The following is a 22,019-nucleotide window of genomic DNA, read 5'->3' as shown; positions in this document are numbered from 1 at the left end:
CATAAAAACAGAAACCGGCCATTTGGCCGGTTTTTTTATCCGTGTCGTTACGGCTTGCCGAGCGGTTGGGGGATAAAGTCTCCCCGGTCGAGGATCCGCAGACAGGCATCCACCACATCCGCATCGAGCTGATGGCCGCGCATCTGGATGATCTGCTCACGGGCCTGGGGAATGCCGAGGGCGGCGCGATAGGGGCGATCAGAGGACATGGATTCGACGATATCGGCGACGGTGAGGATGCGGGCCTCCAGCAGGATCTCATCCCCCTTGAGTCCCAGCGGATAGCCGGAGCCATCGAGATACTCGTGGTGCTGGTGGATCATCCGGGCGATGGGCCAGGGGAAGTCGATATCCTTGAGCACCAGATAGCCGATGGCGGGGTGTTCCTTGACCAGCTCGAACTCCAGTGGCGTGAGGCGTTCCGGTTTGGTGAGAATTTCAGCCGGTACCTGGATCTTGCCGATATCGTGCACCATGGCGCCCAGATAGATCCCCCGCAGCCGCTTCTCTTCCAGCCTGAGCTCCCGGCCGATGGCTTGGGCCAGCTTGGCCACATGTTTCTGATGGCCTGCGGTATAGGGATCGCGCTGCTCCAGCACGGCGGCGATGGCACCCAGCGCATCTTCCAGTGCCAGCTCCAGCTGGCGGGCATGGAAGATCTTCTCCTGTTGCGAGCGCAGATAAGCCTGCTGGGTATGGCGCGCCTGCAGGCCATAGGTGAGGTAGTCGGTCAGCTGGATGAAGAGCTGCTCCTCCTCCTGGCTGAACAACCGCGGCTGGTCGCTGTGAATGATCAGCGCACCGGCCAGATCCTCCTGCAGTGGCAAGGGGATAAGCAGGCGGGAACGCAACGGGTGGTGGCCGGTATGGGGCCGCTCGTGGAAGATCACCTGATTGAGACGCCGCTGGTGGAGGATGGCCTGGGTGAGGGCCTCATCGTTCAACCACAGCGTTTGTTCCGAGGCATCGGCACTGCCTGCCTGCGCCACGATCCTCGGCGGTTGGGCGAGTTCGGGCTGGCCTTGCAGCACTGCCACCAGCGGAAAACGGTCATCGACGGCGATGGCATCGCAGATATCCTGCAGCAGTTGCGGCTCATCGCCCGGTTTGAGCAGGGCGTGGTGGGCGCGGCTGATCGCCTGCTGGGTCCAGCTGTACTGTTGCAGTTTCTCCTGCTGCCACTTCTGCTCGGTAATGTCTTCGAAGAAGACGCCGACCCCCACGATACTCCCCGCCTCATCACGCAGGGGAAACTTGGTGGTGCTGAGCCAGCGGGCTTCTCCCCCCTTCAGATAGGGCTCTTCGATGTGCTGGTGTATCCCCTCGCGCATGACTCGGGCGTCATCCTCCCGATAGCGTTGTACCAGTTCGGGGGGAAAGAAGTCGCAGTCATTCTTGCCCACCAGTGCCTCTGGGGAGAGGGCGAGATCCGCCGCCAGCAGGCGGTTGCCCGCAATGTAGCTGAATCGGGTGTCTTTGAGCAGCACCCGATAGGGAAGCTGATCCATCACCTGGGTCAGCAACAGCGCCGAGGAGGGGAGCGCATCGGTCAGTGGGTGGGGGAGTGCACAGGAGGTGAGAAGTTCGGACATCTTATCCCGCCTTGTCTGTAAGTTGACTGATGGGAGGGCCGAAGTGGTAGCCAGTCTGCCAGAGCACGATACAGCTGTTGACCACTTTTTCATCGTAATGGATCCCGGCATAGCGGGTCAGTTCGGCAATGGCGTCACTCAGGGGCATGGCCCGGCGGAACGGGCGATGGGAGGTCATGGCGATCAGCGAGTCGGCCACCCGGATAATGCGCGCCTCCAGGGTAATGGCGTTGCCCGCCAGCCCCTGCGGATAGCCGCTGCCATCGAGGTTTTCGTGGTGCTGCAGCACTATGGTGGCGATGGGCCAGGGGAAGTCGATCTGTTTGAGAATATCGTGGCCGGCCTGGGGGTGCTGCTTGATCAGTTCGAACTCCACCGGCCGCAATTCACGTGGGCGGGTGATGATCTCGGTGGGGATCTGCAGCAGGCCGATATTGTGCACCATGGCCGCCAGTCCCAGCGCATCCAGCCGCTCTTGCCGCAGTTGCATGGCCTGCCCGATGGCCAGTGCCAAATCGCGCACCCTCAGCTCATGGCCCGCACTGTTGCGATCCTTGTGGCTGATGGCGCTGGCGAGGGCACTGATGGTCTGGAACAGCAGGTCACGCTGGTGGCGCTCGCTCTCCTTGAGGCGGGTGATGTCGACCAGGGTGCCGATGATGCCTGCAACCATCCCCTGATGGTCATAGAAGAGATCCTTGAAACAGATGACCTGATAGCGCATGCCATTGCGGTCATGCAACTGCTGTTCGATGCACTGGGGCTGGCGACTTCGCAGCAGCTCGGCTTCCCGCATGCTGTAGGCCTCGGCAAGCCCGACTGGCAGCAGCTCCTCGACTCGTCGACCCAGCAGCGCCTCCTTGCCGATGCCGATCACCTGATTGAAGGCCTGGTTGCAGCCCAGAAACCGCCCCTCGATATCTTTGTAGAACACAGGGATCGGGATGGCCTTGAGCAGGGATTCGTTGAAGTGTTTCAGATCCTTCAGTTCGGCCTGCTGACGCAGGGCGAGCAGCTCGCTGTCCTTGCAGAGGGAAATGGCGCGGGCCAGGTTGCCGAGCACCGGGCTGAACAGATGGCAGACCGGTACGATCTGCTGATGTGGCTGGGGGGCGAGCAGCAAGATGAGATAACCCCCTTCAACCTTGAGCCGATAGGCAAACTGGTAGGGGCGGCTGCCCGGCAGGGGGAGCGTCTGTTGCAGCAGGCAGTGCTCCTCCTCGCTGACCCACCCAGGCAGTGGCAGGGTGGTGCCGGTGTGCTGGCGCAGCTGCTCGTCGCCGATCACCTTGAGCAGCTTGTATCCCTCCTGTTGCTGCTGCAATACCGCGCCAACCGGCGTGGCGCAGTGATGCATAAAACGTTGCAGTACCTTGGTGAGCAGCGCATCCAGCGTGACTTCACGCCCGATGCAGAGCGCCAGATCGCAGACGATGGCCATGGCGTGGTCGTTGTTCATATCAATGCCCCGTTACAGAGAATGGCGCCGTTATGAAATTGGGGGTAATCCCCGTGGCGCACGCTGCCAATTTCGCCAAGGGAGAGGGCTCCTGCCAGATCGCCGGCCCCCGAGTGGGTCAGCAGGGTGTGCAGCTCGGTCACCGTCTGCTGGTCGAAGTGCAGCTGGCGTCCCGCGCAGTAGTAGACCTCCAGCAAGTGTGCCCGGGTGAGGGTTTGTTGCTGGTTAAGGCGCCTGGCCAGTGAGCAGGCATGTTCGGTGGCACTCTCTGGCGCCTTCAGCAGAGTGAGGATGCTGTGCTCCGCGACCTCGCCGGCGCAGAGCAGGGCGCCGTCATCGTTTGCCTCGACGGGGATCCTGACAATCACATCCCCGTTGGCCCGCAGCAGGCCCAGTGGCATGTGCACCACGAAGCGGTAGAGCTCCTCGCGCACAATAGTGTGCTGGAATTGCTGGCGGATCAGCCCCTGATATTTTTGAAAGGCCGGTTGCCAGTCGATGTAGGCAATCTTGTTCGCTTCACTGCTGGTGGCCAGCATTGGTTGTGCCGAGAGTTGATAACCATGTTCCAGAAAGGGAAAGCTGTTGCTGGGCAGCAGCGTGCAGGTGACCCCGTAGGCAAGTTGCCGTTGATTGTCGAACAGGCAGGCAATAGGGGTGAAGCTGCCGCTGCCTGCGTTGGCGCCGGCATAGTTGACGCGATTGGCCAGCTGCAGATAAAGCGCATCCAGAATGGAGGCGATATTGGGAATGAGGTTGTCGAAGGTCAGAAACAGGGTTGGTGGCGGCGAAGGGGTTGGCCAGGTGGCCAGCATGCTCTCCACCTGTTCCGCAATCAGGTGGGCAAGGGATGCTGCGCTGGCCTGCGGTGTCAGGGGCAGCAGTGTGGCGTGATAGGGGTTGGCTCTGGGCAGTAGCCAGGCCCCTTGCGGCAACAATACTTGCGCACCGATCAGTTGGGGGAAAATGGCGCCATCCAGGGCGATGTTGAAGTCGCGGCACAACTGCTGCAACAGGGGAACCTGCGCGCAATCCTGTTCGGCCAACAGTATGGTCAGCTTGCCTCCTTGCAAGGGTGCCAGCGTGGCGGCCAGTTCTGTCGGGTTAAATTGGCAAACGTAGTGTTGCTTCATCAATCTGAACTCCATTCCAGAATATAACCAATATATCAATAAGGAATTCAAGAGTGTATGAGGATCTCGCCCGGTTCTGGTTGTATGGCAAAAACCATGATGGGTATCACCCTCGCTGACTTATCTGTCATTTGCTGGCTCGCGGAGTGCGCGATGCTGTCGGGCCGGAAAGAGAAAACCGGCAGTCAAGGCTGCCGGTTTTGCGGGTAATGAGGGGGTGTGACGGTAAAGGTTACTGCAATACCACGTGCTGGAACCCTTGTACCAGGCTGATGACCGGCTGGGGATAGAGCCCCAGCAACACCACCAGGGCGGCAGAGAGCAGCACAACCACGCCACCGGAGGATAGTGCCCAGTCGGCGCTGGCATCGCGCTGCTGCATGCCCGGTTCGCGCAGATAGAGGGTCACCATCACCCTGAGGTAGTAGTAGAGCCCCAGCGCGCTGCCGAGCACGATGGCACCGGAGAGCCACCAGAGCTGCGCCTCGACGGTGACGCCGATGAGGTAGAACTTGCCGATAAAGCCGAGGGTCATCGGGATACCCGCGAGCGACAACATCATTACCGTCATCACGGCGGTGAGGTAAGGGCGTTTCCAGAACAGGCCGCGATAGCTGTGCAGGGAGTCTGCATCCTTGCCGCGATAGGGGCTCGACATCATGCAGACGACACCAAAGGCACCCAGGCTGGTGAACAGATACATCAGCAGGTAGACCCCGGCTGCTTCCACCGGCATCTGGCCGAATCGGCTCGCCACGATCACCGCCAGCAGGTAACCGAAGTGGGAGATGGAGGAGTAACCCAGCATCCGTTTGACGTTGGTCTGCACCAGGGCCAGCAGGTTGCCGACCATGATGGAGATGACCGCCATGGCTGCCAGCAGCCAGTGGATCATGGGATCGCTCGCCGCCGGTACCGCCAGATAGAAGCGCAGCAGCACGGCAAAGACCGCCACCTTGCTGACGGTGGCGAGGAAGGTGGCGACCGGTGCCGGGGCACCTTCGTAGACATCCGGGGTCCAGAGGTGGAAGGGGGCCAGGGAGAGTTTAAAGGCAAAGCCGACCAGCATTAACCCCAAACCGCCCATCAGCAGCGGATGGTGAGCCGGGCTCTCGGCCAGGGTCTGCCCCAGGGCTGCAAAGCTCAGGCTGCCTGCCTGCGCATAGAGCAGCGCCATGCCAAACAACAGGAAGGCGGTGGCGGCGGCAGAGAGCACCATGTATTTCACCGCGGCTTCCAGCGAGTGGCGCTCGCGGTAGGCGTAACCCACCAGACCGAACATCGGCAGGGTCAGCATCTCGATCCCGATAAAGAGAGAGGCGAGGTGACGGGAGCAGGCCAGCACCAGACCACCAGCGGTGGCGATCAGCAGCAGCAGGAAGAACTCCTCCCGGTTGTCCGGGTAGGCTTTCAGCCACGATTGACCGAAAGTGCAGGTGGCCAGGGCGCCGATGAGCACTAGTCCCATGTAGAAGACGGCGTAACTGTCCACTTGCAGCAGCGGTGTGACCCCCTGATCCCCTTGCGCCATCACGATGGGCAGCGAGAACAGAGCAAGGTTGAGGCCAACAATGGTCACGGTAAAGGCGGTGGTGACACAGCGGCGCCAAGCGATGGCCAGCATCAGGGCCGCCATGGCCCCGGTGGTCAACAGCAGGGGAAGCAGTGCCAGCAGTTGGGAAGCGGAGAAAGTCATTGCAGGGCTCCAGCAGTCGGCAGCAGATACCAGTGCAGCACGTTGATAAGGCTGCTGCTGGCGGTGTCAATCACGGGTTGGGGATAGAGGCCAAGCACAACCAGCAGGCCCGCGATCACCATCATCATGGTCAGCTCGCGGCGATCCAATCCCTTGAGCATGCTCTCATCCTTGGCGGGGCCAAAGCAGGCGCGCTGCAACATGATGAGAGAGTAGACCGAGGCCAGTACCAGACCGAAGGTGGCGACTGCCGTGATGACAGGGGCAACCTGGAAGCTGCCGATCAGGATCAGGAATTCGCCGACAAAGTTGCCGGTGCCCGGCATGCCAAGTGACGCCACCGAGAAGAAGAGCATCACACCGGGCAGATAGCGCAGGCGTCCCCACAGGCCGCCCATCTGGCGCAGATCCCGGGTGTGCAACCGCTCGTAGAGCTGACCGCAGAGGATGAAGAGGCCGGCAGCCGAGAGACCGTGGGCGATCATCTGCACCACGGCGCCCTGCAGGGCCAGCTCGCTACCCGAGTAGATAGCGATCATCACAAAACCCATGTGGGAGATGCTGGTGTAGGCCACCAGCCGTTTGATGTCGGTCTGGGCAAAGGCCACGATGGCGCCGTAGACGATCCCGATCAGGCCAAGCACCATGGCGTAGGGGGCAAATTCGGCTGAGGCCTCCGGGAACAGCGGCAGGGCGAAGCGCAGCAGACCGTAGGCGGCGGTTTTCAGCAAAATACCGGCGAGATCCACCGAGCCTGCGGTCGGCGCCTGACTGTGGGCATCCGGCAGCCAGCCGTGCAGCGGTACCAGCGGCATCTTGACCGCGAAGGCGATAAAGAAGCCCAGCATCAGCAGCCACTGAACGCCCTTGCTCATCGGGGTATTGAGCAGCTCCAGATAGTTGAAGGTGAAGACTCCGGTGGCATGCTGGTGGGTCAGCACCAGCCCGATGATGGCCACCAGCATGATAAGGCCGCTCACCTGGGTGTAGATGAAGAACTTGGTTGCTGCGTTGATCCGTGATTTGCCGTCAGTGACCGAATGGCCCCAGAGCGCAATCAGGAAGTACATGGGGACCAGCATCATCTCCCAGAAGAAGAAGAAGAGGAACAGGTCCAGCGCCATAAAGACCCCGAGCACGCCGCCCAGGATCCAGAGCAGGTTGAGGTGGAAGAAGCCGATGCGCTGCACGATCTCTTTCCACGAACAGAGAATGGCCAGTACCCCGATAAAGCAGGTGAGGATCACCATCAAGAGCGACAGGCCATCCACCGCCAGATGCAAAGAGATGCCGAAGCGGGGGATCCACGGCAGGCGCCACTCGGCGGCCCAGGCTGAGGCAGCACCGGAGACGCCCGCGCTGTCGAGGCCCGTGGTGGCAAGGGAGAAATCACCACTTAGCCAGATGGCACAGGAGAGCAGCAGGCTGGCGCTCATGGAGAGCAGGGCAACCCAGCGGACAAACTGCCCGCCGAGACGCTCCATCTGCCAGCAGAGCAAGCCCCCGATAAAAGGAATTAGCAAGATCCAGAGTAAGGTCACGGTATCAGCTCTCGTTCAAGTTCATATGAGATTGCGCTCCCTGTTCCATCAGGGAGAGCAAACAGCCCGGCTGTACGATCTTCGTATTGTTCATCGCGTTATCCCAGCAGCAACAGCGCCAGCACCAGCACGGCGCCGATCCCCATGGAGGCGGCATACCAGCGCAACTTGCCGGTCACGGTCCAGGCCAGCAGCTGGTTGCCACGCAGGGCAAGCCAGGCGGGCAGGCCCATCATCCAGTCCAGCGGATCCTGCCCGACCAGACGGGTCGCCAGCAGATAGGGTTTGACCCACAGCTGGTCATAGAGCCAGTCAAAACCCCAGGCGTTGAACCAGAGGGTGCTGAGCAGGCGGCCCGGCGCGCTGTTGGCAATGGAGGTGGCCAGACGGCGCTCACCAAGGAACAGAAACGCGGCCAGCGCGATGCCCGCAATGGCGATGATGCCGGAGGCAACCTCCAGTGCATGGCGCCCCTCTTCGATATGATCTCCCGGGCCTGCCGGCAGCACACCTGCCAGCGGCGGGGTGATCAGCGCGCCTATGCCGGTGGAGAGCACCAGCAGAACCAAGAGCGGCAGATGGTGAGCCAGACCGTGACCGGCGTGGGCTTTGGTCTGCTCTTTGCCATGGAAGGCGATAAAGATCAGCCGGAAGGTGTAGAGGGAGGTGAGGAATGCCCCTACCAGACCGGCCCACAGCAGTGCGCTTTGGCCAGAGGCTTCTACTTGCCACAGGATGGCGTCCTTACTGTAGAAACCGGAGGTGACCAGCGGCAGCGCGGCCAGAGCCGAACCACCCACCAGGAAGCAGGCATAGACCAGCGGCAGACTCTTGCGCAGGCCACCCATCTTGAAGATGTTCTGCTCGTGGTGTGTCGCGATGATAACGGCACCGGCGGAGAGGAACAGCAGCGCCTTGAAAAAGGCGTGGGTCATCAGGTGGAAGATGGCCCCTTCCCATGCGCCGACACCGAGTGCCAGGAACATGTAGCCAATCTGGCTCATGGTGGAGTAGGCGAGGATCCGCTTGATATCGGTCTGAACCAGCGCCGCAAAGCCTGCCAGCACCAGGGTGATGGCGCCGACCAGCCCGACCAGATGGAGGATCTCCGGCGCCAGCAGGAACAGGCCGTGGGTACGGGCAATCAGGTAGACACCGGCGGTTACCATGGTGGCGGCGTGGATCAGCGCGGAGACAGGGGTCGGGCCTGCCATCGCATCCGCCAGCCAGGTTTGCAGCGGCAGCTGTGCCGATTTGCCGACCGCGCCGCCCAGGAGCATCAGGCAGGCCAGCGACAGGGCAGGGGAGCCCTCGGCAAACAGGGTCGGGGCACGAACCAGCAGCTCGTGGATATTGAGGGTGCCCAGTTCCCGATAGAGGATAAACAGGCCGATGGCGAGGAAGACATCACCCACCCGGGTCACGACAAATGCCTTGAGGGCCGCCGCTCCGTTCTTGCGATCCTTGTAGTAGAAGCCGATCAGCAGATAGCTGCACAGACCTACCCCTTCCCAGCCCAGATACACGAACAGCAGGTCATCGGCCAGCACCAGGAACAGCATGCTGGCGATGAAGAGGTTGGTGTAGGTGAAGAAGCGCGAATAACCCTCTTCCCCACGCATGTACCAGGAGGCGAACAGGTGGATGAAGAAGCCCACCCCGGTGACCACGCCCAGCATGGTCAGCGACAGGCCGTCCAGTGCCAGGCGGAAGCTGGGGCTGAAGCTGCCCACCGAGATCCACTGCCACAGGGTCTGGGTATAGACGCCGCCCGCCGGCATGGTGTTGAGAAAATCAATGCCGACCCACAGGGTAGTGAGGGCCGACAACCCTATGCTGCCGACGCCGATGAGCGCCGAGGTGCGCTCCCCGAAACGACCGAGGGAGAAGGCCAGCACCAGCCATCCCAGCAGCGGAAACAGAAAAGTCAGGTATAGGAGGCTCATCCGCGCATCTCGCTCACAGTGTCCACGTTCAGGGTGTGGTAACGACGATAGAGCAGCAGTAACAGGGCAAGGCCGATACTGGCCTCCGCTGCCGCCAGAGAAATCACCAGGATATACATGATCTGGCCATCTGCCTGGGCCCAGCGGCTCCCCGCCACCACAAACGCCAGTGCCGAGGCATTCATCATGATTTCGATACTCATCAGGATGTAGAGCAGGTTGCGGCGGATCAGCAGACCGCACAAGCCGATGCAGAAGAGCACCGCGGCCAGCAGGAGGCCGTGCTCCATAGGGATTCCATTCATTGCTGACCTCCTTCTTGTGCAGAGCGGGAAGCAGAGCGCGGGACGGAGAGCACTTCACCGCTCTTCTCTTCTCGACCCAGGTGATAGGCGGTTACCAGACCCGCCAGCAGCAGGATGGAGGCAAGCTCCACCGCCAGTACATAGGGGCCAAAGAGCTCGACACCTACCTGCTTGGCGGTCACCTCGGTCACTCCGATCAGGCCCCCGATCACCCCGAGAATGCCGTGGGCCAGAAAGCCCAGCAGGATCAGCGAGAGCAGGGCTGGCCCCCCCCAGGTCATGGGGGTGAGCCACTTTTTCTCCTGTGCCTGGGCACTCCCCAGGTTCAGCATCATCACCACGAACACGAACAGCACCATGATGGCGCCGGCGTAGACGATCACCTGCAGGGCCCCCGCAAAGGCGGCACCCAGGCAGAAGAAGATCATGGCCACGGCGATGAGGGAGATGATGAGATTGAGCAGCGCATGCATGGGATTGCTGGTGCTGATCACCCGCAGCGTGCTGTAAATGGCCACCAGGGCCGAGGCATAAAATGCCAGTTCCATGATTGACTCCTCAGGGCAGCAGGCTCTTGACATCGATGGGCTTGGCTTCGTTTTCGGCATCCCCTTTCGGCTTGCCGTCGATGGCCATCCCGCTCATGCGATAGAAGTTGTAGTCCGGGTATTTGCCGGGCCCGCTGATCAGCAGATCCTCCTTCTCGTACACCAGATCCTGGCGGCGATACTCACCCATCTCGAAATCCGGTGTCAGCTGTATGGCGGTGGTGGGGCAAGCCTCTTCACACAGGCCGCAGAAGATGCAGCGAGAGAAGTTGATGCGAAAGAACTCCGGATACCAGCGACCATCTTCCCGCTCGGATTTTTGCAGCGAGATGCAGCCGACCGGGCAGGCAACTGCGCAGAGGTTGCAGGCCACGCAGCGCTCGTCCCCGTCCGGGTCGCGGGTCAGCACGATGCGACCGCGGTAGCGGGGGGCCGCATAGACTGCCTGCTCCGGATAGTTGAGGGTTTCACGGGGCCTCCAGGCATGGGAGAAGACCATGGCCAGGCTGCGTAACTGGGTGCCGACACCCTGAATAATGCTAACAATTTTCATATTGAGTGCCTCACTGCGTACTTATCAGTACAACTGCCGCGGTGACCAGCATATTGATCAGGGTCAGCGGCAAGCAGACTTTCCAGCCAAACGACATCACCTGGTCAAAGCGCGGGCGAGGCAGGGAGGCCCGCAGCAGGATGAAGAACACCATGAAACAGGCGGTCTTCAGGGCAAACCAGATGAAGGGGGGCAGCCAGGGGCCGTGCCAGCCACCGAAGAAGAGGGTCACGATGAGCGAGGAGATCAGCACGATGCCGATATATTCGCCCACGAAGAAGAGACCCCACTTCATCCCCGCATACTCGATGTGATAGCCATCGGCGAGCTCCTGCTCGGCTTCCGGCTGATCGAACGGGTGACGGTGGGTGACGGCGACACCGGCAAACAGGAAGGTGACAAAGCCCAAAATCTGGGGCACCACGTTCCACAAGTCTGCCTGTGCCTCGACGATGTCGCGCAGGTTGAAACTGCCGGTCTGGATCACAATCCCCATCAGGGATAGCCCGAGAAACACCTCGTAGGAGAGGGTCTGGGCCGAGGCACGCAAGCTGCCGAGCAATGAGTATTTGTTGTTGCTCGACCAGCCGGCGAACAGCACCGCATAGACCGCCAGCCCTGCGATGGCCAGGATGTAGAGCAGCCCCACATTGAGATCCGCCACGCCCCAGGTGGGGGTGATGGGCACCACCGCAAACGCCAGAATAAAGGCAGTGAAGGCGATGATGGGGGCCAGGATAAAGATCCGCCGATCAGCGAACGGCGGGATCCAGTCCTCCTTGAAGAACATCTTGATCATGTCGGCGGCCAGCTGGAGCAGACCAAACGGCCCCACCCGGTTGGGGCCATAGCGATCCTGCCACAGAGCCAGCAGGCGACGCTCGATGAAGCTCATGAAGGCGCCAGCCCCCACGATCCCCACCAGCACGATCAGTGCCTTGCCCACCTCCAGCAACAGATCGATCAGCGACTCGCTCATGCGATCACCTCCTGCAGGTTAGTGATTGAGGCTTGTTGCAGGGCCGTCGGCAGGCCGTTCACCCCAAGGGGGAGCCCCACCAGACCGGCGCTCAGCTGCTCGCTAAGCCGCAGACGCAGTTGCCAGTGGCTACCGCCCCAGGAGAAGGAGACCTGACTGCCCCCGTGGAGGGCCAGACGCTGCGCATCAAGGGGATTGAGCACCAGCTCGGGTTCGTTTATCCGGGCCTGAATAACCGGGCTGCGAGCGGAGAGCTCCTCGCCGCCAAACAGCTGGGCATAATTGACCACTTGCAGCGCCTCTACGGCCTTGAAGGGGGTGGGGATGGTGGTGAACCAGCCGAGCAGCTCCTTGCCTTCTGCCTGCGGGTCTGTTGCTTCCAGCAGACGGCGACCCGGATCGCCAGCACGCAGTTTGCCACCCACTTCATCCTGGAACTTGTTCCAGGCGGAGGGAGAGTTCCAGCCCGGCGCCCAGGCGAACGGTACTTGCGGCAGCGGCTGACGGGCTCCGGCATACCCTTCCATGGAGAAGTTGAAGGGGGAGTCGGGATCTTGCGCTACCCGCGGCTCGCTGACGTTCTGATCCGCCAGCATGGAGGTGCGACCGCTGTAACGATGCGGCTCACGGGCCAGTCGCATGCCACGGATCCGCAAGCCTGCGTTGGGCGCCGCTTCCAGCATGGTAGCCAGCAGCGGATTGCTGGTGGCGCAGTCATGGTTGACCTGGTCGAAGTTCTGCCAGCGCAGCGGCTTGCGTTCTATCGCTCCTTGCAGCGCCGCCAGCCAGCGCCACCCTTCACGCACCTGAATATCGGTGTTGTAGAAGGCGGGCGCATAGACCTGGAAGAAGCGCTGGGCGCGCCCTTCCATGTTCACCAGGGTGCCATCGGCCTCGGCAAAACTGGCCGCTGGCAGCACCAGATCTGCCTTGTTGGCGGTCGGGGTTGCCTGATGGTCGATGACCAGCAGGTGCTGCAGCCGTGCCAGCGCAGCATCCACCCGGTTGCGCGGCGCGCGGCGGTAGAGATCGTTCTCCAGGGTGACCAGCGCCAACCCCTCTTCGGCCTCGATACGCGCAAGGGCGGCTTCGAGCGGCTTGTCTGACAAGGTTTGAGCGCCGAGCATGGCCAGACCCAGCGAGTTGGCCTCCTGGCCAACCAGCGCGATGTTGGCTTCCAGTCCTCGGCCTTTCAGGGCGCGGGCAATGTTGCTGGCCGCCTCAAGCAGCGCCACATAGCGGGCAGTGGAGCCTGCAATGATGAGCGGCTTCCTGGCGTTGCCGAGCAGCTCGGCCCAGCGAGTCGCTTGTGCTTGCAGCTCGGGGCAGAGGTCGGCCACGGCCGGTGCACTCGGGTCGAGCAGGTTGGCGATGGCAAAGCCAATGCGCGCCTGATCGGCATAGGGGGCGTGCAGCTTGTCGGCCGCCACATCGTCCAGACGGGTGGTGTCGAGGCTGGTGATGAGCAGCGGGTAGCGCTCGTTCTGACCCAGGGTCTGAACGGCGGCGACTTGCCACAGATCGACCTTCATCTTGCGGGCCAGCTCGCGAGCCTTGCCCTTGACCGCTTGGCGCAGCGCCAACGCGATACGGGCGGCGCTCATGGTGACATCTTCGCCGAGCAGCAGAATGGCATCAGCCTCTTCCATGTCCCGCAGGCTCGGAGTCGGCACGCCGCCCTGTTGCAGGATCTGCAGCATCTTCAGCTGACAGGCCCATTCGGCCTGCTCGACGCCTGCGTAGAAGTTGGCTTCACCCACCAACTCGCGCAGGGCAAAGTTGCTCTCCAGCGAGGCGCGGGGCGAGCCGATGCCGATGAGGTCGCGGGCCGTGCGCAGGGCATCGGCGGCTCGGTTGAGGGCGCCATCGACCGTGATGGTAAGCTGGTCGTTGCCATCTTTGAGCAGCGGTTGGCGCGGGCGGTCGGCCAGATTGACATAGCCATAGCCAAAGCGGCCACGGTCACAAAGGAAGTAGTGGTTGACGCTGCCGTGGAAGCGGTTTTCGATGCGGCGCAGTTCGCCATAACGCTCGCCCGGGCTGATGTTGCAACCCACGGAGCATTGCTGGCAGATGCTGGGGGCAAACTGCATGTCCCACTTGCGGTTGTAACGTTCGGAGTGGGTCTTGTCGGTGAAGACGCCGGTGGGGCAGACCTCCACCAGGTTGCCGGAAAATTCACTCTCCAGGGTGCCATCCTCGACCCGCCCGAAATAGACGTTGTCGTGGGCACCATAGACCCCGAGATCCTCGCCACCGGCATAATCCTTGTAGTAACGGACGCAGCGGTAGCAGGCGATGCAGCGGTTCATCTCGTGACCGATGAAGGGGCCCAGCTCCTGATTCTGGTGGGTGCGTTTGGTGAAGCGGTAGCGACGGCTGTTGTGGCCAGTCATCACCGTCATGTCCTGCAGGTGGCAGGCGCCGCCCTCTTCACACACCGGGCAGTCGTGAGGGTGGTTGGTCATCAGCCACTCCACCACGCTCTTGCGAAATTCTTTAGCCTCTTCATCCTCGATGGCGATGTAGCTGCCATCGGTGGCCGGGGTCATGCAAGACATGACCAGACGACCGCGTTTGTCATCGGCATTCTGATACTGTTTGACCGCACACTGGCGGCAGGCGCCAACGCTACCCAGCGCCGGATGCCAGCAGAAATAGGGGACGTCCAGACCCAGCGACAGACAGGCTTGCAGCAGGTTATCTGCTCCGTCTACCTCGTACTCTTTGCCGTCTACATAAATGGTTGCCATACAACTTCCCTGAAACCTGTTTTGTGAAATCTGTGGTGTCGTTACCAGCGCTCGCCCAGCAGATTGGGCTGGATCCCTTTGACCGGCTTGCGGTTATCACCGCTGCCTTTGATCCCGGCCTCGAATTCGGAGCGGAAATATTTGATGGCGCTGGCCAGCGGCTCGACGGCGCCCGGTGCGTGGGCGCAGAAGGTCTTGCCCGGGCCAAGGAAACCGCAGAGTTGTTCCAGAGTCGCCAGATCGCCGGATTGCCCTTCGCCACGTTCCAGTGCCCGTAGCAGCTTGACGCTCCAGGGCAGGCCATCGCGACAGGGCGTGCACCAGCCACACGACTCGCGGGCGAAGAACTCCTCCATGTTGCGCAGCAGGGAGACCATGCTGATGGAGTCATCCACCGCCATGGCGAGGCCAGTCCCCATCCGGGTACCGACCTTGCCGATACCGGCGGTATACATCTGGGCATCGAGGTGCTCCGGCAGCAGGAAGCCGGTGCCTGCGCCGCCCGGTTGCCAGGCTTTCAGGCGATAGCCGCTCTTCATGCCGCCGGCGTAATTTTCAAACAGCTCGCGGGCGGTGATGCCAAACGGCAGCTCCCAGACCCCGGGGTTGTTCACCTTGCCGGAGAAGCCCATCAGCTTGGTGCCGTGATCTTCCGAGCCCGGCAGCGCCAGCCCGTGATACCAGGCGACCCCGTTGCCGATAATGGCGGGGACGTTGCAGAGGGTCTCGACGTTGTTGACGCAGGTGGGTTTGCCCCAGACGCCGGAAACGGCGGGGAAGGGGGGTTTGGCGCGCGGGTTGGCACGGCGCCCTTCCAGCGAGTTGATCAACGCCGTCTCTTCACCACAGATGTAGCGGCCGGCGCCGGTGTGGACGAACAGCTCGAAGTCAAAACCGGATCCCAGAATGTTCTTGCCCAGCAGACCGGCGGCCTTGGCCTCTTCCACCGCACGGCGCAGGTGGATGGCGGCATCAACGTATTCGCCACGCAGGAAGATGTAGCCGCGATAGGCTTTGAGCGCCCGGGCACTGATGATCATCCCCTCGATCAGCAGATGGGGCAGTTGCTCCATCAGCAGGCGATCTTTCCAGGTGTTGGGCTCCATCTCGTCGGCGTTGCAGAGCAGGTAACGAATGTTCATGCTCTCGTCTTTGGGCATCAGCCCCCACTTCACGCCAGTGGGGAAGCCTGCACCGCCGCGCCCCTTGAGACCGGCATCCTTGACGGTACTGACAATCTCGTCCGGGCTCATCTGGCCGAGCGCCTTGCGCACCGCTTCATAGCCCTGTTTGGCCTGATACTCCTCCAGCCACACCGGCTGGCCGTCATCCCGCAGCCGCCAGGTGAGCGGGTGGGTCTCGGGGGCTCGCGGGGTGCGATTGGCGGTGCCAAGAGAGGCGAGGAGTTTGTTCTGCGGCAGGCTCATGGGTAAGCCTCCAGCGTTTTCAGCAAGGTCACCGGATCGAGGCCGCCATAGGTGTCGTCATCGATCATGAGCGCTGGCCCCTTGTCGCAGTTGCCAAGGCAGCAGACCGGCAGCAGGGTGAAGCGGCCATCCGGGGTGGTTTGACCGGGGCCGAGGTTCATCACCTCCTTGAGACCGGCCAGCAGATCTTCATGGCCATTGATGTAGCAGACCATGCTGTCGCAGACGCGGATGATGTGACGCCCTACCGGCTGGCGGAAGATCTGGCTATAGAAGGTGGCAACCCCCTCCACGTCGCTGGCGGGAATGCCGAGCTCGGCCGCGACGGCGTGAATGGCGCCGTCGGGTACCCAGCCTCTGGCCTGCTGCACGATCTTGAGCGCTTCGATGCTGGCGGCGCGGGGATCTTCGTAGTGGTGTTTCTCGTGTTCGATGGCATCGCGTTCAGCCTGGCTCAGAACGAAGTCGTCCTGTTTGCTGCTGCATGCCCCTTGCCCCTGTGGGGTCTGATTATTGTGACACTGACATTGCTGGCTCATGACTTGACCTTTGGTGGCTTGTCCTTTTACTGCTCGTCCGGCGATCCCGATTCCCGGCCATGGCCGGGATGGCGGATCACTTAACGGTCCACATCCGACATAACAAAATCGATACTGCCCAGATAGACGATGAGGTCCGACACCATGCTGCCCTTGATCACCGAGGGGATCTGCTGCAGGTGAGCAAAGCTCGGGGTGCGGATCCGGGTCCGGTAGCTCATGGTGGAGCCGTCACTGGTCAGGTAGTAACTGTTGACCCCCTTGGTCGCCTCAATCATCTGGAACGACTCGGCAGCGGGCATCACCGGGCCCCAAGACACTTGCAGGAAGTGGTTGATCAGGGTCTCGATGTGCTGCAGGGTGCGCTCTTTGGGCGGTGGGGTGGTGAGGGGGTGATCCGCCTTGAAGGGGCCCTCCGGCATGTTCTTCATGCACTGCTCGATGATCGACATGCTCTGGCGGATCTCCTCGATCCGCACGGTGGCTCTGTCGTAGGCATCGCCATTGCTGCCGACCGGCACTTCAAAGTCGAACTGGTCATAGCCCGAATAGGGACGCCACTTGCGCACGTCGAAGTTGAGGCCGGTGGCGCGCAATCCGGCCCCCGTGGTGCCCCAGGACAACGCCTGCTCGGTGGTGTAGGCAGAGACGCCTATGGTGCGACCGCGCAGAATGCTGTTGCGCATCGCCGCTTTTTCGTAATCCATCAGCCGCTTGGGCAGCCAGCTCAACAGGTTGTCCTGCACCAGCCGCTGCCATCCCTTCGGCAGGTCGTGGGCGACACCGCCGATACGGAACCAGGCCGGGTGCATGCGGGCACCGGTGATCGCTTCGATGATGGTGTAGATCTTCTGCCTGTCGGTGAAGGTGAAGAAGACCGGGGTCATGGCCCCCACGTCCTGGATATAGGTTCCGAGGAACAAGAGGTGGCTCTGGATGCGGAACAGCTCCGCCATCATCACCCGGATCATGTCGACCCGCTGCGGCACCTTGATGCCGGCCAGCTTCTCGACCGCCAGCACATAGGGGAGGTTGTTCATCACCCCGCCCAGATACTCGACCCGGTCGGTATAGGGGATATAGCTGTGCCAGGACTGGCGCTCGCCCATCTTCTCGGCACCGCGATGGTGGTAACCGATATCGGGCACGCAGTTGCGGATCTCCTCGCCATCGAGCTGCAACACAAGGCGGAAGGCGCCGTGGGCAGAGGGGTGATTGGGGCCGAGGTTGAGGAACATGTAGTCCTCATTCTCGTTGCCGCGGGCCAGCCCCCACTCTTCCGGTTTGAACAGCAGGTTCTCCTGCTCCATGTCCTGTTTGGCGGCATCGAGCATGAAGGGATCGAATTCGGTAGCGCGCGCCGGGTAATCCTTGCGCAGCGGGTGACCCTGCCAGCTCTTGGGCATCATGATGCGGGTCAGATGGGGGTGGCCATCGAAGGTGATGCCCATCAGATCCCACACTTCCCGCTCGTACCAGTTGGCGTTGGGGAAGTGGTTGGTGATGGTGGGCAGATGCAGGTCACTTTCGGCCAGCGCCACTTTCAACATCACATCGGCGTTACGGTCGATGGAGATGAGGTGATAGAAGACGGTGAAATCGCTCTGGGGCAGACCGTCGCGATGGCTGCGCAGCCGCTCATCGGTGGCGCTGAGATCAAACAGCATCACAAACGGGGAGGGCACCTTGCGCAAAAAGCCCATCACATCCTGCAGCAGTTCGCGGGGAAGCCAGACCACCGGCACGCCGGTGCGCGTGGTCTGCACGGTGAAGTGCTCGGCCCCGAAGTGGGCAAACAGTTCGCCAATGACTTTGGCATCCTTGTGGTCGCTGGGCTGCCACTGGGCCATGGCGTAATTGCTGGGAAAATCACGAGTCAGTTTCATGGTCAGATCTCATCCGGCGTGCGCAGGTTGGTCACATTGATCCGTTCGCCGCGCTTGCGCTCTTTTTCGGCCTGCATCTGGGGACGGTAGATCCCCTGATCGCCCACTACCCAGGAGAGGGGACGGCGCTCTTTGCCGATGGAGTCCTGCAGCAGCATCAGGGCTTGCAAAAAGGCTTCGGGACGGGGCGGGCAACCCGGAATGTAGACGTCGACCGGCAGGAACTTGTCCACCCCCTGCACCACGGAATAGATGTCATACATGCCGCCGGAGTTGGCACAGGCCCCCATGGAGATAACCCACTTGGGTTCGAGCAGCTGTTCATACAGGCGCTGGATGACTGGCGCCATCTTGATGAAGGGGGTCCCTGCAATCACCATGAAATCGGCCTGACGGGGCGAAGCGCGGATAACTTCGGCGCCGAAGCGGGCCACATCGTGGGGGGAGGTGAAGGCGGTACACATCTCCACGTAGCAGCAGGAGATGCCGAAGTTGTAAGGCCAGAGGGAGTTTTTGCGGCCCCAGTTGACTGTGTCTTGCAGCACCTCCTCGAGGCGGCCCATCATGATGCCGCGCGTCGCTTCTTGCGCCAGTGGGTCATCGACGGTCTGGCGCTGCTCCTGGGGGTAGCGCTCAACGGGTGCATCCGGGTCAATCCGGGTCAGGGTGTACTTCATGGTGCAACCTCAAGGAAAGGGTCTGTGGTTCAATCACTGTTTTTGTTGTTCAGCTGCGGTTTGCGCGGCGACCAGTCCAGTGCGCCGATGCGCCAGAGGTAGATCAGGCCGATAAGCAGCAGTCCGATGAAAATGGTGGCTTCTATAAAGCCGACCCAGCCGCTCTCCCGCACGGAGACAGACCAGGCAAACAGGTAGAGCGCCTCGACGTCGAAGATGACGAAGAACATGGCGACCAGATAGAACTTGGCGGAAAAACGCAGGCGGGCACTGCCGACCGAGTCGACACCAGATTCAAATGGCTTGTTCTTGGTGCGGCCGTAGGCGCGACCTCCCAGCAGGGCAGCGAGGCCTATCATCACCAGACAGATGGTGATGGCACCGATGACATAAATGGCAAAAGCCCAATGTTGAGCAGAAATATCAGCAAACATAGAGGTTTTTCCTAACCAAATTAATCAAGTGACTTAACAATAATGTTACGCATTATGACACTTTCGCACTGATTTACATGTCATTTTTACGGGTTAATTATTAATCGGTTAACCGGTAATTAAATTTTGTTAAGAAGCGCACTTTTTTGCTGGTTATGGCGGGCGAGAAAGGCCTGGAAAGCGCAGAGAGTTGCTCCTCGTCATCACCTGAAAGGGGTATGTCGCGTGCGAAGCAGGATCAGATCGGTATCGCGGGCAGGGGGCACAGGCGGGAGAAGAGCGTGATGGCGGGTGAGGTAGGGGGGGGGCGGCAAGAGCAATAAAAAGAGAGGCTTTCAAGCCTCTCCTGTCATCGCGTTCCGGTTTCGAGCGTGGGGCGGTCAGGGTTTATTGGCGACCAGCAAGACCTGATCCGGGTAGGCGCCAATGGCGCGAAGACCGATATCTCCCGAGGTGATGTCCAGATACGCCCGCTGACCATTGGCGGAGGTTACCGTGCTGCTCATCAGATAGACATAACCCTCATTGACCTCTTTACCGCCCCCCGCCATGGCGCGCGGGAAAATGGCTTCATTGAGAGAGGGCTTGTAGCAGGCATGCTCGACCAGGGTTGCCAGCTCCTTGATGTCGGGCAGGCGCCACTGGCTGATACCGCCGAAGTGATAGAGAGCATGGCTGCTGTCACTGCGGATCCGCTCCGCCACTTGCAGCCCCTGCTGCCAGTAGTAAACGGTCGGTTCCCCCAGGCAACTGCTGCCACTCCATGTCTGCCCCAGTTTGCATCGCATCCAGGTGAGGCCGGTGTGTTGATCCGTGACGGTGCCGTTGCCATGGTCAAGAAAACGGGCAGAGGGGGCGGTGCGATCCATGGTGTCATCACAAATGGCAGCACCGTGGGCCAGGGGGGCCATCAGTACCATCATGGCGAACGAAAAGCGATAAAGGCTCATGATATTCCTCGGATTATTGGGGAGTAGCGACCAGTCGTACTTGCATCAGCTCGATATATTCATCTTGCTGCACTCGCGCGGGATAGGTGGTGCCCGCATCTTCTCCCAAGAGCAGGACTGTGCGTTTGCTGATGGGGCCACCGGAGAAGCGCTGGGCGGTGTTGCTGGTGGCGCTCCAGTAGTAGCCATGGTAGGTGTCATCTTCCGAGGAGGCGATATCCGGGAAGTAACGGGTATCCACGATGATGCGCTGACCCAGCGGGTCCTTGGCCAGGCTACCGTAGTGCATCAGTGACATCAGCTCACCCATGGTGGGCAGCCGCCACTGGCTGATGCCGCAGCGCTGCTCGCCATTGAGCCACTGCTGATACGCGCGGGTGGTCAGCATGGTGGTCAGCGCCTGTGCCCGGGCGAGGGCCGCCAGATCTCCTTCGGCGGTGAGCTGTTCGATCCTCTTATGAATATGCTGGTAGGCCTCTTGCTGCTCGCCTGCGGTCGCCTTGAACTGCTCATCCTCATAGGCAAAGGGTCTGCTTTTCCAGTCAGGACTCAAGGGATCATCCGATTTGACCTCCCACACCAGACCGGTATTGAGATCCTTGACGCACTGCCAGCTCGGCGCGTTGTCGGGGAGCACCTGACCGCGATCATCGAGCTTGCGATAGGCAAGTTGGGGACGAGTGCGATTCCAGCTGGCATCTTGTCCCGGATAGTCGGCGGGTTCCTGTTCCAGCAGCGGGTCGTTGCCATCGCTAAAGGTGGTGACGCCGGTGACGGTCAGCAGGTTGCGTGGCTGCTGCTGCACCAGCAGGGCCAGCAGCTCTCTTTGGGTCTCTTCAGCAAACTGGCCGTTGCGTTGCCACTCCTGAGCCAATTGCGCCAGCATCAGGCTGATGGCGCGATAGCTGGTGGTGAGCAACTGGGTCTCCTTGGCGTTGGCAAGTCGTGCGCGGGCCTGTTGCTGCAAGCTGATCGCCACCTGCTGCAGCGCCTGATCAAACTGGCCGAGGCCCGCGAGGGCGGCGCGATCGCTGCCCGGTTGCAGCGGGGCGAGATCGGCCAGCAGCAGTGACAGAGCGCGATCGGCGGCCACCCCTTCGGCAATGCGGCTCTGCCACAGGGTACTGAGCAGGGTTGGTTGCAGCCGTTGTGGATCCCCTTTGGCGGCCGGATGTGCCAGTAGCAGGCCTCCGCTCCTCGGTACGAAAAGCAGAGGCGAGTTGACGATGTTGGCCGAACGGCTGACCAGGGCCAGAGCTCCTTCGCCGCTGACGGCAGGGTCGGCAGGATCACATTGCCAGTTCTGATCCAGATCGGCGCACAGGGTACCGGCAGTCGGCAGGGCGACATCGACCCGGTAGTCCGGGATCGCCAGTGGTGCGTTATCTTCCCCGCCGCCACAGGCGCTGAGCAGGGCTGAGAGGGTTGCAATAACCAGTACGGATGGTTTCACTTCACATTCCTTGATTCGGTCACAGGTTCACGGGGGCGGTAACCCCCGTGGTGCAGGATTCAACGGCGCGGGGTGCTCCGGCGCCAGAGGCGGGGCCAGAGGGCCAGCAACAGCAGCAGGGGGGAAGTCGTGCCGCCACCCCCTTCAT

General features: G+C 61.4%; 18 protein-coding genes. All 18 read right to left on the bottom strand.

The genetic code is table 11. The annotated features are described in order from the left end of the window. Nucleotides 1–47 precede the first annotated feature (47 nt). The 18 genes from AB5Y82_RS04750 to AB5Y82_RS04665 all read right to left on the bottom strand — a co-directional run bounded on the left by AB5Y82_RS04750 (nucleotide 48) and on the right by AB5Y82_RS04665 (nucleotide 21,871). Entirely contained in the window at nucleotides 48–1,592 is a 1,545-nt protein-coding gene (locus AB5Y82_RS04750) for an HD domain-containing phosphohydrolase (protein WP_307896633.1), read from the bottom strand. A gap of 1 nt (nucleotide 1,593) precedes the next feature. After that, nucleotides 1,594–3,051 (bottom strand): HD domain-containing phosphohydrolase, encoded by a 1,458-nt coding sequence (locus tag AB5Y82_RS04745; protein ID WP_368173720.1) that lies wholly within the window; start codon nucleotides 3,049–3,051, stop codon nucleotides 1,594–1,596. Further along, nucleotides 3,048–4,184 (bottom strand): FIST C-terminal domain-containing protein, encoded by a 1,137-nt coding sequence (locus tag AB5Y82_RS04740; RefSeq protein WP_368173719.1) that lies wholly within the window; start codon nucleotides 4,182–4,184, stop codon nucleotides 3,048–3,050. The genes AB5Y82_RS04745 and AB5Y82_RS04740 overlap by 4 nt, the downstream gene beginning before the upstream one ends. 232 nt (nucleotides 4,185–4,416) lie before the next feature. Continuing rightward, nucleotides 4,417–5,880 (bottom strand): NADH-quinone oxidoreductase subunit NuoN, encoded by a 1,464-nt coding sequence (nuoN, locus tag AB5Y82_RS04735; protein ID WP_368173718.1) that lies wholly within the window; start codon nucleotides 5,878–5,880, stop codon nucleotides 4,417–4,419. After that, a complete protein-coding gene (nuoM, locus tag AB5Y82_RS04730) occupies nucleotides 5,877–7,421 on the bottom strand; it encodes an NADH-quinone oxidoreductase subunit M (RefSeq protein WP_257725398.1) in 1,545 nt (514 codons plus the stop codon). The genes nuoN and nuoM overlap by 4 nt, the downstream gene beginning before the upstream one ends. A gap of 98 nt (nucleotides 7,422–7,519) precedes the next feature. Continuing rightward, nucleotides 7,520–9,367: an NADH-quinone oxidoreductase subunit L gene (nuoL, locus tag AB5Y82_RS04725; RefSeq protein ID WP_368173717.1), complete on the bottom strand. Its 1,848-nt coding sequence runs from the start codon at nucleotides 9,365–9,367 to the stop codon at nucleotides 7,520–7,522. Continuing rightward, the gene (gene nuoK / locus AB5Y82_RS04720) at nucleotides 9,364–9,672 is read right to left on the bottom strand and encodes an NADH-quinone oxidoreductase subunit NuoK (protein ID WP_005337247.1); all 309 of its coding nucleotides are present in this window, start codon (nucleotides 9,670–9,672) and stop codon (nucleotides 9,364–9,366) included. The genes nuoL and nuoK overlap by 4 nt, the downstream gene beginning before the upstream one ends. After that, nucleotides 9,669–10,220 (bottom strand): NADH-quinone oxidoreductase subunit J, encoded by a 552-nt coding sequence (nuoJ, locus tag AB5Y82_RS04715; protein WP_368173716.1) that lies wholly within the window; start codon nucleotides 10,218–10,220, stop codon nucleotides 9,669–9,671. Before nuoJ ends, nuoK begins: the two co-directional genes overlap by 4 nt. A gap of 10 nt (nucleotides 10,221–10,230) precedes the next feature. Next, complete coding sequence (gene nuoI, locus AB5Y82_RS04710; protein WP_005337245.1) at nucleotides 10,231–10,773, bottom strand: NADH-quinone oxidoreductase subunit NuoI; 543 nt, start codon at nucleotides 10,771–10,773, stop codon at nucleotides 10,231–10,233. Between the two features lie 10 nt (nucleotides 10,774–10,783). Then, entirely contained in the window at nucleotides 10,784–11,752 is a 969-nt protein-coding gene (gene nuoH, locus AB5Y82_RS04705; protein ID WP_005337244.1) for an NADH-quinone oxidoreductase subunit NuoH, read from the bottom strand. After that, complete coding sequence (gene nuoG / locus AB5Y82_RS04700) at nucleotides 11,749–14,505, bottom strand: NADH-quinone oxidoreductase subunit NuoG (RefSeq protein ID WP_368173715.1); 2,757 nt, start codon at nucleotides 14,503–14,505, stop codon at nucleotides 11,749–11,751. The genes nuoH and nuoG overlap by 4 nt, the downstream gene beginning before the upstream one ends. 41 nt (nucleotides 14,506–14,546) lie before the next feature. After that, a complete protein-coding gene (gene nuoF / locus AB5Y82_RS04695; protein ID WP_227340743.1) occupies nucleotides 14,547–15,932 on the bottom strand; it encodes an NADH-quinone oxidoreductase subunit NuoF in 1,386 nt (461 codons plus the stop codon). Further along, nucleotides 15,929–16,471: an NADH-quinone oxidoreductase subunit NuoE gene (gene nuoE / locus AB5Y82_RS04690; protein WP_111899617.1), complete on the bottom strand. Its 543-nt coding sequence runs from the start codon at nucleotides 16,469–16,471 to the stop codon at nucleotides 15,929–15,931. Before nuoE ends, nuoF begins: the two co-directional genes overlap by 4 nt. An 80-nt stretch (nucleotides 16,472–16,551) precedes the next feature. Next, a complete protein-coding gene (nuoC, locus tag AB5Y82_RS04685) occupies nucleotides 16,552–18,357 on the bottom strand; it encodes an NADH-quinone oxidoreductase subunit C/D (protein ID WP_040067274.1) in 1,806 nt (601 codons plus the stop codon). Between the two features lie 2 nt (nucleotides 18,358–18,359). Beyond that, entirely contained in the window at nucleotides 18,360–19,034 is a 675-nt protein-coding gene (locus AB5Y82_RS04680) for an NADH-quinone oxidoreductase subunit B family protein (protein WP_005344917.1), read from the bottom strand. Nucleotides 19,035–19,063: 29 nt separating this feature from the next. Continuing rightward, nucleotides 19,064–19,468: an NADH-quinone oxidoreductase subunit A gene (locus AB5Y82_RS04675; protein WP_005344919.1), complete on the bottom strand. Its 405-nt coding sequence runs from the start codon at nucleotides 19,466–19,468 to the stop codon at nucleotides 19,064–19,066. Between the two features lie 380 nt (nucleotides 19,469–19,848). Continuing rightward, the gene (locus AB5Y82_RS04670) at nucleotides 19,849–20,418 is read right to left on the bottom strand and encodes a DUF1566 domain-containing protein (protein ID WP_111899619.1); all 570 of its coding nucleotides are present in this window, start codon (nucleotides 20,416–20,418) and stop codon (nucleotides 19,849–19,851) included. Nucleotides 20,419–20,431: 13 nt separating this feature from the next. Beyond that, nucleotides 20,432–21,871 carry a DUF1566 domain-containing protein gene (locus AB5Y82_RS04665; protein WP_368173714.1) on the bottom strand — a complete coding sequence of 480 codons (1,440 nt, stop codon included), beginning with the start codon at nucleotides 21,869–21,871 and terminating at the stop codon, nucleotides 20,432–20,434. Nucleotides 21,872–22,019: the final 148 nt, after the last annotated feature.

The organism is Aeromonas sp. s13, assembly GCF_040907905.1.
GTDB lineage: Bacteria > Pseudomonadota > Gammaproteobacteria > Enterobacterales > Aeromonadaceae > Aeromonas > Aeromonas veronii.
This window is presented reverse-complemented; position numbering and strand designations above follow the sequence as displayed.